Annotated in this window: 10 protein-coding genes; 3 read left to right on the forward strand and 7 right to left on the reverse strand. The window is 65.8% G+C overall.

What is annotated here, in order from left to right; translation table 11 throughout:
• Window positions 1–30 precede the first annotated feature (30 nt).
• The 3 genes from V9L21_RS06455 to V9L21_RS06465 are packed head-to-tail and all read left to right on the forward strand — an operon-like array spanning window position 31 to window position 3561.
• Window positions 31–2118 (forward strand): molybdopterin-containing oxidoreductase family protein, encoded by a 2088-nt coding sequence (locus V9L21_RS06455; RefSeq protein WP_337310172.1) that lies wholly within the window; start codon window positions 31–33, stop codon window positions 2116–2118.
• Complete coding sequence (locus tag V9L21_RS06460) at window positions 2115–3254, forward strand: aminopeptidase (protein WP_337310174.1); 1140 nt, start codon at window positions 2115–2117, stop codon at window positions 3252–3254. Before V9L21_RS06455 ends, V9L21_RS06460 begins: the two co-directional genes overlap by 4 nt.
• Window positions 3247–3561 carry a polyhydroxyalkanoic acid system family protein gene (locus V9L21_RS06465; protein WP_337310176.1) on the forward strand — a complete coding sequence of 105 codons (315 nt, stop codon included), beginning with the start codon at window positions 3247–3249 and terminating at the stop codon, window positions 3559–3561. Before V9L21_RS06460 ends, V9L21_RS06465 begins: the two co-directional genes overlap by 8 nt.
• A 21-nt stretch (window positions 3562–3582) precedes the next feature.
• Here the strand turns inward: V9L21_RS06465 and V9L21_RS06470 are convergent, their stop codons facing one another.
• From V9L21_RS06470 to V9L21_RS06500, 7 genes are all read right to left on the reverse strand, one after another.
• On the reverse strand, window positions 3583–4320 hold the full coding sequence (locus V9L21_RS06470; RefSeq protein ID WP_337310178.1) for an SDR family oxidoreductase: 738 nt from the start codon (window positions 4318–4320) through the stop codon (window positions 3583–3585).
• A gap of 336 nt (window positions 4321–4656) precedes the next feature.
• Window positions 4657–6183 (reverse strand): FGGY-family carbohydrate kinase, encoded by a 1527-nt coding sequence (locus tag V9L21_RS06475; protein WP_337310180.1) that lies wholly within the window; start codon window positions 6181–6183, stop codon window positions 4657–4659.
• A 14-nt stretch (window positions 6184–6197) separates the two neighbouring features.
• Window positions 6198–7328 (reverse strand): alcohol dehydrogenase catalytic domain-containing protein, encoded by a 1131-nt coding sequence (locus tag V9L21_RS06480; RefSeq protein ID WP_337310182.1) that lies wholly within the window; start codon window positions 7326–7328, stop codon window positions 6198–6200.
• 150 nt (window positions 7329–7478) lie between these two features.
• A complete protein-coding gene (locus V9L21_RS06485) occupies window positions 7479–8459 on the reverse strand; it encodes an ABC transporter permease (RefSeq protein ID WP_337310184.1) in 981 nt (326 codons plus the stop codon).
• Window positions 8456–9976, reverse strand: coding sequence for a sugar ABC transporter ATP-binding protein (locus V9L21_RS06490; protein WP_337310186.1), 1521 nt, complete (start codon window positions 9974–9976; stop codon window positions 8456–8458). Before V9L21_RS06490 ends, V9L21_RS06485 begins: the two co-directional genes overlap by 4 nt.
• A gap of 12 nt (window positions 9977–9988) precedes the next feature.
• Entirely contained in the window at window positions 9989–10909 is a 921-nt protein-coding gene (locus V9L21_RS06495) for an ABC transporter substrate-binding protein (protein ID WP_337310188.1), read from the reverse strand.
• Window positions 10910–11023: 114 nt separating this feature from the next.
• Entirely contained in the window at window positions 11024–11914 is an 891-nt protein-coding gene (locus V9L21_RS06500) for an AraC family transcriptional regulator (protein WP_337310190.1), read from the reverse strand.
• Window positions 11915–12198: the final 284 nt, after the last annotated feature.

Here is a 12198-nt window from a genome sequence, read left to right on the forward strand (position 1 = left end):
GCACTACCTGGAAAACTTTAGACTTGCCGGATGGACGATGCCCCGGTCTCTACAACTGCTGTTCTCCCCACCGAAACTTCCACGGTTCTGGGCGCTTGCCCGCACGACTGTCCGGACACCTGCGCCTTGGTCACCACCGTCAAGGACGGCGTGGCCATAAAGCTGCAGGGCAATCCGGCCCATTCGCACACCGGCGGCGTCCTTTGCACCAAGGTTTCACGCTACATCGAGCGCAACAGCCATGCCGAGCGCCTCGTGCAGCCCATGAAACGCATCGGTCCCAAAGGCAGCGGCCAGTTCGAACCCGTAAGCTGGGACGCCGCTCTTGACGACATCGCCGCGCATCTCCGTGCATTGCAGACAGATCCAGAAACAATTGTGCCTTATAGTTACGCAGGCACCATGGGACTTGTGCAGGGCGAGTCCATGGATCGGCGTTTTTTCCACAAATTGGGCGCCACGTTGCTGGACCGCACCATTTGTTCCATGGCCGGCGGCGAGGCGATGGTCTACACGCTGGGCGCCAAGATCGGCATGCGGATCGAGTTTTTCGCCGAGGCCAAGCTGATCCTGATCTGGGGCAGCAACTCCATAGCGAGCAACCTGCACTTCTGGCGCCATGCCCAGGCCGCCCGGCGCGCCGGGGCGCGGCTGGTGTGCATCGACCCGCGCAAGACCGAAACCGCCGACAAGTGCGACGAGCACATCGCCCTGCTGCCCGGCACCGACGCGGCCCTGGCCCTGGCGCTGATGCATGAACTCATCGTGCATGACTGGCTCGACCACGACTACATTGCCAACCACACCCTGGGGTGGGAGCAGCTGCGCGAGCGTGCCCTGCAATGGCCGCCGTCGCGCGCCGCCGCCGTGTGCGGCGTGCCCGAGGCGCAGATCGTGGCGCTGGCGCAGGCCTACGGCACCACCAAGCCGGCCGCCATTCGCCTGAACTACGGCATGCAGCGCGTGCGCGGCGGCGGCAACGCGGCGCGCGCCATTGCCTGCCTGCCCGCTCTCGTGGGCGCCTGGCGCGACCGCGCGGGCGGGCTCCTGTTGAGCAGTTCGGGCCACTATCCGGCCGATCGTGCCGCGCTGCAGCGCCCCGACCTGCTCGCGGGCCGCCAGCCGCGCACCATCAACATGAGCACCATCGGCGACGCGCTGCTCGCCCAGGCAAAGCCGGTGAAGGCCATCGTGGTCTACAACAGCAACCCGGTCGCGGTGGCGCCCGAGTCGGGCAAGGTGGTGGCGGGCTTTGCGCGCGAAGACCTCTTTACCGTGGTGCTGGAGCAGTTCCAGACCGATACCGCCGACTACGCCGACTACCTGCTGCCGGCCACCACCCAGCTCGAGCATTGGGACATCCACTGCAGCTATGGCCACACCGACGTGCTGCTGAACCGCCCCGCGGTCGCGCCGCGCGGCGAGGCGCGCAGCAACGCCTGGATCTTCCGCGAGCTGGCGCGCCGCATGGGCTTCGACGAGCCCTGCTTCTCGGAAGACGATGAGTCGCTGTGCCGCACCGCTTTTGCGCCCGGGGCCATCGACTACGAAGAGCTGCTCGCACAAGGCTTCACCAGCCTGCCACTGCCCGAAGCGCCTTTTGCCGACGGCAAGTTTCCGACGCCTTCGGGCCGCTGCGAATTCTTCAGCGCACGGCTTCAGGCGCAGGGCATGGACGGGCTGCCCGACCACGTGCCCAACTACGAGCCGGCGGGCGGCTCGGCCGAATTTCCGTTGGCAATGATTTCGCCGCCGGCGCGCAATTTCCTCAACTCGACCTTCGTCAACGTGACGAGCCTGCGCGCCATCGAAGGCGAGCCGCTGCTCGAGATTCACGAGTCGGACGCCGCCGCGCGCGGCATCGAGAACGGCGCCACGGTGCGCGTGTTCAACAGCCGCGGCGAGCACCGCTGCCGCGCCGAAGTCTCGCGCCGCGCGCGGCCCGGCGTAGTGCACGGCATGGGCATCTGGTGGCGCAAGCTCGGCATGGATGGCACCAACGTCAACCAGCTCACCAGCCAGCGCCTGACCGACATCGGCCGCGGACCCACGTTTTACGACTGCCTGGTCGAAGTGGAGCGCGTTGCTCCCTCTCCCTCCGGGAGAGGGTTGGGGTGAGGGCTGCCCCCGCATTCGCCCTGGCCGCCGGGCTGTTGCTGCTCAGCGGCTGCGCCGACCTTGGGTACTACTGGCAGTCGGCCAGCGGCCACATCGGCATCATGCGGGCCGCCAAGCCGGTGCCCGAGTGGCTGGCCGATCCGGCGGTTTCCGAGCCGCTTAAAGCCAAGCTCGAACTCGCGCAGCGCATCCGCCGCTTTGCCGTGACCGAACTGGCGCTGCCCGACAACCCGAGCTACACCGCGTACGCCGACCTGCGCCGCCGCGCCGCGGTGTGGAACGTGGTGGCCGCGCCGCCGTATTCGCTCACGCTCAAGAACTGGTGCTTTCCGGTGGCCGGCTGCGTGGGGTACCGCGGCTACTACGACGAGGCCGCGGCCAAGGCCGAAGCCGAGGCGCAAAGCGCCAAGGGCCTGGAAACCGCCGTCTACCCCGTGCCGGCGTATTCCACGCTGGGCTGGATGAACTGGGCCGGCGGCGACCCGCTGCTTTCCACCTTCATCGGCTACCCCGAAGGCGAGCTGGCGCGCATCGTGTTCCACGAACTCGCGCACCAGGTGCTCTACGTGCCGGGCGACACGGTCTTCAACGAGTCGTACGCCACGGCGGTGGAGCGCATCGGCGGCGCCCTGTGGTTGCAGCGCGAGGCCAGCGACGCCGCGCGAAGCGAATATGCGCGCTTCGATGCGCAGCGCCAGCAGTTCCGCGCGCTGGCCCTCAACACGCGCCGGGCTCTCAGCCAGGTCTATGAATCCGCACAGGCCAAGGCGGACGATTGGCCGGCGGTCGACGCCATGAAGAAGGCGGCCATGGACGACTTTCGCGAGCGCTACGCCCGGCTGCGCGCAGAATGGCTGGGCCCGCGCCAGGGTGCCTACGACCTCTGGGTGGCACGCGCCAACAATGCGACCTTCGCAGCCCAGGGTGCGTATGACGACCTGGTTCCGGGTTTCGAGGCGCTGTTCGAGCGCGAGGGCCGCAACTGGCCGCGCTTCTACAAGGAGGTGCGCCGCATTGCCGCGCTGCCGACGATGGAGGAGCGGCGCCACGCATTGCAAACGGCCACCGGCATCCTGCAGACGAACAACAATTCCATCCGCAAGAACCAAGACAACCACGGAGATCACGGTGCCTGACATCCATATCGAACGAAACCACGCGCTGGGCATTGCCGGCGCACGCGAAGTCGCACGCCAGTGGATGCAGCAGGTCGAGCAGGACTACGGCCTGGAATGCACCTACACCGAGGGCGAGACCAGCGACGTTGCGCAGTTCAGCCGCGCCGGCATCGACGGCACCGTGGAGGTCACTGCCAACACGCTCACGCTGGAGGCCACGCTGGGTTTTCTGTTCAGCAGCTTCAGCGACCAGATCGAGCAGAAGATCGCGAAGAACCTCGACGCGCTGCTCGATGCGCCCGGCGGCAAAAGCCGCTTTGCCTGACGACTCTTCGCTGCAGCAGCTTCAGACGATGGTGTAGCCGCCGTCCACCGGCAGCGCTGCACCGCTGATCATCGATGCGCCGCCCGAGAGCAGAAACAAGATCGGCGCCACCACTTCGTCGACCTGCGCAAACCGCCCGAGCGGAATATTCTTGAGCGCAGCCGCGCTTTTTGCGGGATCGGCCCAGGCCTGTTCGGCCATGGGCGTGAGCGTGACGGTGGGGTTCACGCTGTTCACGCGAATGCCATAGGGTCCGAATTCAAGGCATAGCGAACGCGTGATCGCATCCATGGCAGCCTTCGACGCGCAATAGCAAAGGTGCGCATCGAGTGCGACCAGTGAAGCCTGGCTCGACACATTGACGATGCTGCCGCGCACGCCGGCCGAGACCATCGCCTTGCCGCAGCGCGAGGCCACCAACGCCGCGGCGCGCGCGTTGACAGCCATCACGGCATCGAAGTTCTTGGGCTGAAAGTCGAACGCCGATTCGAGCAGTGCGATGCCGGCGCAGTTCACCACGAGGTCGAAGGCCGGCAAGTCTGCGAGTCGTCGTTCCAGTGCGACCGTATCTTCGACGTCGATCACCAGTGGGGTGCAGCCGGCTTCTGTGTGCAGGGCGTCGAGTGCTGAGGCATTGCGGCCCACGGTCGTTACCGATGCGCCTGATTGTGCGAGCCGTACTGCTACTGCGCGGCCGATGCCGCTGCTGGCGCCGGTGACCAGGGCGCGTTTGGCGGAGAAATCGAAGGAGGTTTTCATGTCGGTTGTTGTTCAGTGTGGTGGCGTGGGGTGCGCTGGGATGCATTCAGGGCGGGTGCAAAGGCCACCGGGTACTCCCCTCCGCGAATGTCCCCCGGGGCTGCGCCCCTCCTCCTTTATTTCGCTGCGCGGAGCACCCGATGCCCTGTGCACTAGGGCACGCTCATGGTGCTCGGCCGATCAACGACCGCCGTTCATAACGCACCCGTCGATGGGGTGCCTTGCGCAGCGAAATAAAGGAGGAGGCCGCAGGCCGGGGGACATTCGCGGAGAAAGGTACCCCGTCGGCGGGTGCGCACCCAGAATGCCTTCCAGCACGGCGAACACGACAGGAATTCATTTCAGTCCGTGCATCGCGTCGCGCAATGCGGGATAAAGGGATTTGTAGATATCGAAGCGCTTGCGATAGACAGCCTGCGCTTCAGGTTGCGGCCGCGCGCGTTCCACCAGCGTGACCCAGCCGCGTTCGGCTGTCGCCGCATCGACCAGCCCGGCACCAAGCGCCGCGAGCATCGCAGCGCCGAGGGCCGCCTCGACTTCTTCCTCGATAGTGAATACCGGGTAGCCCGTGATGTCCGCGACGATCTGCATCCACAGGTTTGAATGCGCCGCGCCACCGACCACGATCAGTCGGTTGTCCAGCGGCTGGCCGCTTTGCCGGCCGGCCTCGATGTTGTGCTGCAGCGCAAAGCTCACGCCTTCGAGCACCGCGCGGTACAGGTGCGCGCGGCTGTGCGCAAGCGAGAGGCCGATGAACGCGCCCTTGGCTTGTGCATCCCAAATGGGGCTGCGCTCGCCCATCATGTAGGGCAGGAAGACCAGGCCTTCCGCACCGGGCGGCACGTCGACGGCCTTGCGTTCGATGAGTGCGTGCGCGTCTTCGCCGGTGCGTGCGGCCTCGGCCATTTCGGCCTGGCAGAAGGTTTCGCGAAACCAAGTGACGGCTGCGCCCGCGGTGATGGCGCCGCCGAACACGTAGCTGCGGTCTGCGCCCCGGTACACATGCGGCATGGTGATGAGCTTGTGGCGGGCATCCACCGTGGGGCTCACGAAGCCCCAGCACATGCTGGTGCCGATCATCGCGACGTGGTCGCCGCTGCCGGTGACGCCGGCGCAGAAGGTGGCCACGGCCGCATCCACGCCGCCGGCCATGAGCGACATGCCTTCGGCGAGACCCAGCTTCGCGGCCCATTCGGCGCTCAGCCCGCCGACCACGTCGCTCGATTCGACCAGGCGCGGCGGCATCATGCGCGCCGGGATGCCGAGCATGCCGAGTGCTTCTTCCGACCAGCTGCGCTGCACCGCGTCGTACACACCGCCGATGTTGCCGGCCGAACTGTGATCGACCGCGAGTTCACCCGTGAGCCGCCAGTTGACATAGCTGTTGGGCGGCAGGAAGTAGCGCGTCTTCGCCCACACATCGGGCAGGTGCTCGCGAATCCACAGCATCTTGGTGAAGCCGTAGTAGCTGTCGATGCCGTTGCCGGTAATCGCTTGCAGCCGCGCCACGTCGACGGTCGCGTTCACCGTGTCGACCTCTGCGGTGGCACGGCGGTCCATCCAGATCAGGCAGGGATGCAGCGGCTGCATCGCCTCGTCGACCGGAATGCCCGCGCCGCCGTAGAGGCTGCTCACGCACATGGCGGCAATATCGGCTGGCGCGATGCCGCTCTTCGCGACACAGGCGCGCACGCTCTCGCACACCGCGTTGAACCACACCTCGCAGTCTTGCTGCGCCCACAGCGGCTTCGGCGTTTCCGGCTGGTAGGCCATGCTGCTTTGCGAAAGCACCTTGCCGTCGATGCCGACCAGCAGGCACTTGGTGCTCTGCGTGCCGATGTCGACGCCGATCACGTACTTCATGGCAACACCGTCTTTCAGGACTTGGGCTGCGGCTTGAGCAGCACCTTGATCGAATCGAGAGAGTTGGCCAGTTTGAAGGCGCGCTCCCACTCGGTCAACGGAAAGTCGTGCGTCACGATGCCCTTGGACGTGACGAGCCCGCGCGCCAGCAGGTCGATGGCAATCGGGTAGCAGTAGGGGCCCAGGTGCGCGCCGCGCACGTCGAGCTCCTTGCGGTCGCCGATGATCGACCAGTCGGCGCTCGTCTCCGAGCCGAACACGCTGAACTCGACAAAACGGCCGAGCTTGCGGATCATGTCCAGCCCCTGCGTCACGCCGATGGGCGCGCCCGTGGTCTCGATGTAGACGTCGCAGCCGTAGCCCTCGGTCAGGCCCTTGACGATGGCGTCGGCGTTCTCGGTCTTGGGGTTGATCGTCACGTCGGCGCCGAACTGCTTCGCGAGCGCGAGCCGTTCGGGCACGAGGTCGATCACGATCAGCTTCTTCGGCGTCTTGAGTGCCGCCGCCTGCACCATCATCAGCCCGAGCGGGCCGGCGCCTGCGATCACCACCACGTCATCGAGCTGGATGTCGCCGCGGTTCACCGTGTGGATCGCGCACGAGAGCGGTTCGATGATGGCCGCGTCTTCCAGCGAAATGCCATCGGGAATCTTGTGCACGCGCGAGGTCGGCGGCAGGCGCATGTAGTCGGCCATGCCGCCGTCTGCCACGATGCGTTGGAAGCCGAAGATGTTGTGCACCTCGCACATCCAGTACTTGCCCGATGTGCAGAAGCGGCACTTGTCGCAGGGCACGATCTGTTCGGCGATCACGCGGTCGCCTTTCTCCACGCCAAAGTGTTCGGCTGCGCCTTCGCCGAGTGCCTCCACGTAGCCGAAGAATTCATGGCCGGGGACCACGGGCGCCTTGACCCAAGAGGGCTGGCCGTCGCCGCCCCAGAACATCTTCGCGCCCGAATGGCATTTGCAGTCGGAGGCGCAGATGCCGCAGGCCGCGATGGAGATCAGCAGCTCGTTCGGGCCGATGGCGGGCACGTCGACGGTTTCGAGCCGGTAGTCCTTCGGGCCATGGCAGACGACGGCCTGCATGGCGGCGAGCTTTCCGATCGCGCCCGATGCGCCGGGCTGGAGTTTTTGGTACGACATGGGTTCCTTGTGGTCAGAGGGGTGTTGGAAATTTCTCCCTCCCCTTCCGGGGGAGGGCAGGGGTGGGGGCAAGCGGCGTCACTACTGGGCACGCCCTGCCTGCACCCATCCCAGCCTTCCCCCGGAAGGGGAAGGAGCAAGACAGGGGAGTCAGCGCTTGGCTTCTCGGCTGATGAAGATCGCGAGCAAGACAATGCCGCCCTTGATGATCAATTGCAGGTACGGCGACACGCCGATCATGTTGAGTCCGTTGTTCAGCACGCCCAGAAGCAGCGCGCCGACCAGCGTGCCCACGATGGCGCCGCGCCCGCCGGCAATGGACGTGCCGCCCATCACCACCGCCGCGATGGCGTCGAGTTCGAAGCCCACGCCCACGCCGGGTTGCCCGCTCGTGACGCGCGCCGCCTGCACGATGCCGGCCACGGCGGCGGTAAAACCGCTCAGCGCATACACCAGCAGCTTGTAGCGCGACACGCGCACGCCGGAGAGCCGCGTCGCTTCCTCATTGCCGCCGATCGCATACACATAGCGGCCGAACGGCGCCATGTTCAGCAGCACATATGCGACCAGGTAGGTGGCCAGCATGATGAGGATCGGCACCTTGATGCCCGCCAGCACGCCGCCGCCGAGAAAGGCGAACGACTCCGGCAATCCGTCGATCGGGTAGCCGCCGGTGTAGATGAGCGCGATGCCGCGTGCAATGCCCATGGTGGCCAGCGTCACGATGATCGGCGGCATGCGCAGGTAAGCCACGCAGTAGCCGTTGAAGAGGCCGATCACCACGCCCACCGCCAGCCCGAGCGGCACCGCAAGCATCGGCGGCAGCCCGAACTGCACCATCATTCCCGAGGCCAGCGTGCCCGACAGCGCCACCACCGCGCCCACCGAGAGATCGATGCCGCCGGTGAGGATGGCGGCGGTCATGCCCACCGCGATGATCGCGTTGATCGACGATTGCAGCGCGATGTTCTGCAGGTTGCCCCACGATAGAAAGTTGTCGGTTGCAACGATCATGAAGACCGAGATCGCAACCAGGCCGACCAGCGGCAGAAAGGCCGTGGAGCGGCGAAGCTGCGTGAACAATCCGCCGTCGGGCGTGGGCGATGTGGGGTGGATGGCGGTTGCATTCATTGCGAGCCCCCTGTCGTTGCGTGGCGCATGATGTCGCCGGAGTTGATGGAGTCGCCCTCGAGCGTGGCCACGATGGATCCGCCCGAGAACACGGCGACGCGGTCGCACATGCCCACGATCTCGGGCAGCTCGCTCGAAATCATGATGATGGCCTTGCCCTGCTGCGTGAGGTCGCGCATCAGGCTGTAGATCTCCGCCTTGGCGCCCACGTCGATGCCGCGCGTCGGCTCATCGAAGATCAGCACTTCGCAGTCGTGGTCGAGCCAGCGCGCAATCACCACCTTCTGCTGGTTGCCGCCCGAGAGCGTGGCCACGCGCGTCTCGATGCCTGGTGCCTTCACGCCCACGCGCCTCGAGAGTTCGGCGGCCGACTGCTTCTCCGACTTCTGGCTCACCAGCCCGGCGCTCTTGTGCTTGCCGAGGTTGTTCATCGAAATGTTGAAGCGGATCGTGAAGTCGGTAATCAGCCCTTCGACCTTTCGACTCTCCGGCAGCAGGCCGATGCCGTTCTCCAGCGCCTGCGTCGGGTCGTTGAGCCGCACCGGCTTTCCGTTGCGCAGCACCGTCTTGCGGTGCACGCGGTCGGCGCCCATCATTCCCAGCGCGAGTTCGGTGCGCCCCGAGCCCACGAGCCCCGCAAAGCCGAGGATCTCGCCCTCGTGCAGATCGAAGCTGTTCACCGGCCCGCCCTTGGCGAGCTGGATCTCCGGCACCTCGAGCACCTTGCGCCCGCGCGGCGCAGGCTGCGGCTTGGGCGGAAAGTTGTGCTCGATCTTGCGGCCGACCATCATCTCGACCAGCGCATTCACGTCGGTCGCGCCCACCTCCGCATGCCCTGCATTCGCGCCGTCGCGCAGCACGCTGATGCGGTCGCACACCTCGAAGATCTCATCCAGGTGGTGCGAGATGAAGATCATTGCCACGCCCTTGGCGCGCAACTCCCGCATGATCTTGAACAGATGCCCCGCCTCATTGGGCGTGAGCGTGGCGGTCGGCTCGTCGAGCACCAGCAGCCGCGCCTTCAGCGACAGCGCTTTGCCGATTTCGACAAACTGCTGCTGCGCCACCGAGAGCCGGCAGATCGGCACGTCGAGGTCGATCTGCACGCCCAGCTCCTCGAAGATCGCCCGCGCGGAGCGCTTCATGGCGGCCCTGTCGAGCAGCCCGAACCGGTTCTTCAGATAGCGGCCGAGAAAGATGTTCTCCACCGCGTTCAGGTACGGAATGAGGCTGAACTCCTGGAAGATGATGCCCACGCCCGCGGCAATCGCATCGGCGTAGCCCGCGAACTGCCGCTCGCGGCCTTCGATGAAGATGCGGCCCTCGTCGGCCTGGTAGATGCCGCCGAGAATCTTCATCAGCGTCGACTTGCCCGCGCCGTTCTCGCCGAGCAGCGCATGCACCTCGCCCTTGCGGATCGACAGGTCGATGCCCGACAGCGCCTTCACGCCCGGAAAGCGCTTGGACACGCCTTCCAGCCGGAGCATCTCGAGGCCTTCTTCTGCGGGGGAGCTCATGGCCGGCGCGGGTTACCAGCTGAAGGTCTTCGCGCCCTCGGCGTCGATCAGCTTCACATCCACCGGCACCGCGGCCGGCACGTTCGCGCCCCACTTCTTGGCCAGCGCAATGCCGATGGCCAGGCGAATCTGGTCGCGCGGGTATTGCGCGGTGGTGGCAATGAACTTCGAGTTGGGCTTCTGCATGGCCTTGATGGCTTCGGGCGCGCCGTCCACGCTCGCGAGCTTCACGTCCTTGCCGCTTGCGTCGATGGCGGCGAGCGCGCCCATCGAGCCACCGTCGTTCACGCTGAAGATGCCTTTCAGATCCTTGTTGGCCTGCAGGATGTTCTCGGTCACGGTGAGCGCGGTGGCGCGCTCCTGTTTGCCGTTCTGCGTGCTCACCACCTTGATGCCGGGGTACTTGGCGAGTGCTTCGCGGCAGCCCTTCACGCGCTCGAGGATCGGCACGACCGGAATGCCGTCGAGAATGGCCACGTCGCCTTTCTCGCCGATGTTCTTCGCCAGGTATTCGCAGGCCAGGCGGCCCGCGTCGAGGTTCTTCGAGCCCACGAACGAATCGACCGGCCCCTGCGCGTTGGCGTCGACCGCCACCACGATCACGCCTGCCTTCTTGGCCGAGCGCACCGCCGACTGCACGCCGGTGGAGTCGGTCGGGTTCAGCAGCAGGATGTCGATCTTCTTCTGGATCATGTCTTCCACGTCGCCGATCTGCTTGGAAACGTCATGCCGCGCGTCGGTGGTGACCACGGTTGCGCCGATGCTGGCCGCGGCTTCCTCGAGCGCCTGCTTCATCGTCACGAAGTAGGGGTTGTTCAGCTCCTGGAAAGTCATGCCGATGCGCAGCGGCTGCTTGGGCGTTTGCGCCTGCGCGCCGGAGGCGCCGCAGACCAGCGCGGCAAGGATGGCGGTGGCTTTGAGAAAATTCTTCATGGTGCTGTGTCTCCTGGTTTGTGATGGCTGTCGAAAAACTCGGGGCAAAGGCGCCCCCACGCGGCGCTCGGAGCGCCGCGCCGATGAGGGCACGGGAACAGGGAAGAAAGCCGGCTACGGCGGATTTGCCGCACGCGAGGCCGCGGCCTGCATGCGATGGAAACTGCGGAACTTCGTCGGCGGCATGCGCTTGTGCAGCAGGAATTGGCGGTTGAAGTTCGACACGTTGTTGAAGCCCACGTCCATGCAGACGTCGAGCACAGGTTTTTCGCTGCTGGTAAGCAGCTCGCAGGCGCGGCTGATGCGCAGGCGGTTCACATAGCGCACGAACGACTGGCCCGTGTGCTTGCGGAACGAGCGCGAGAAGGCGCTCGGGCTCTGGCCCACCAGCTCGGCCAGCATCGGCTCGCGCAGGTCGTCGCCCAGGTTGGCCGCAATGTGCGCCAGCACGTTGTTGATGGCGTGCGACATGAAGGCCTTGGGATCGGGCTTGAACGCCGGGCTCGCGAGCCGCTGGCGGTCGTTGCTGCCTTCCAGCAGTTCGAGCAGCGACAGCAGCAGGATCACGCGGCGCAGTCCGCGTGCTTCGAGCAGCGCTTCCATGATCGGCTTGGCCGTGACGGCTGTTTCCGCCGAAAAGAGAAGGCCCGAGCCGGCCTCGGCCAGCAGCGGGACGATGCGGGCGAACTCCGGAAAGGTGCCCGCCATCCGGTCGACCAGCCCGGCCGGAAACTGGATCACGATGCCGCGCCGCTCGACGCTCTGGCCCGCGGGCACGTCGCTGATCCAGTTGTGCGGCAGGTCGGGGCCCATCAGCACCAGGTTGCCCGGCTCGAAGTGCCCGACATGGTCGCCCACAAAGTACACGCCGCGCGTTTCCACGATCAGCTGGATTTCGTACTCGGGATGGAAATGCCAGCGCACCGTGCGATACGGATAGCCGTGCGCCCAGGCGGTGAACGATTCATCTCCGCGGACTTCGACGATTTCCAGATCGGGTTGCATGGCGTTTTCTCGTCTCCTTGTTGTGGTTTGCAGCGTATGACAGTGGGCGGACTGTACGAATCGTCCCGGACGCCCACAACCAGAGTTAGAGACCGAAACTGATACTTTTTTGACGTTCAGGTGAGATGCAACACGCACGCATTGCGGTGCAGCAAGCCGCTTTCTCCTCGGGGGAGAGCCGTTCCTGCAAGGCGATTGCTGCACTGCGGAAAAGACCGGAGATGCCTTGTCAAGAATTCATAGGTGTTTTCCCGCCCCACGAGCGCCGCCTGGCGCCACGGCAC

The organism is Variovorax sp. CCNWLW235, from assembly GCF_037204085.1.
GTDB lineage: Bacteria > Pseudomonadota > Gammaproteobacteria > Burkholderiales > Burkholderiaceae_C > Variovorax.

Coding starts and splice junctions, on each gene's coding strand:
- V9L21_RS06455 (WP_337310172.1), top strand. CDS start 31: ATGGACGATGCCCCGGTCTCTACAACTGCTGTTCTCCCCACCGAAACT.
- V9L21_RS06470 (WP_337310178.1), bottom strand. CDS start 4,320: ATGAAAACCTCCTTCGATTTCTCCGCCAAACGCGCCCTGGTCACCGGC.
- V9L21_RS06475 (WP_337310180.1), bottom strand. CDS start 6,183: ATGAAGTACGTGATCGGCGTCGACATCGGCACGCAGAGCACCAAGTGC.
- V9L21_RS06480 (WP_337310182.1), bottom strand. CDS start 7,328: ATGTCGTACCAAAAACTCCAGCCCGGCGCATCGGGCGCGATCGGAAAG.
- V9L21_RS06485 (WP_337310184.1), bottom strand. CDS start 8,459: ATGAATGCAACCGCCATCCACCCCACATCGCCCACGCCCGACGGCGGA.
- V9L21_RS06490 (WP_337310186.1), bottom strand. CDS start 9,976: ATGAGCTCCCCCGCAGAAGAAGGCCTCGAGATGCTCCGGCTGGAAGGC.
- V9L21_RS06495 (WP_337310188.1), bottom strand. CDS start 10,909: ATGAAGAATTTTCTCAAAGCCACCGCCATCCTTGCCGCGCTGGTCTGC.
- V9L21_RS06500 (WP_337310190.1), bottom strand. CDS start 11,914: ATGCAACCCGATCTGGAAATCGTCGAAGTCCGCGGAGATGAATCGTTC.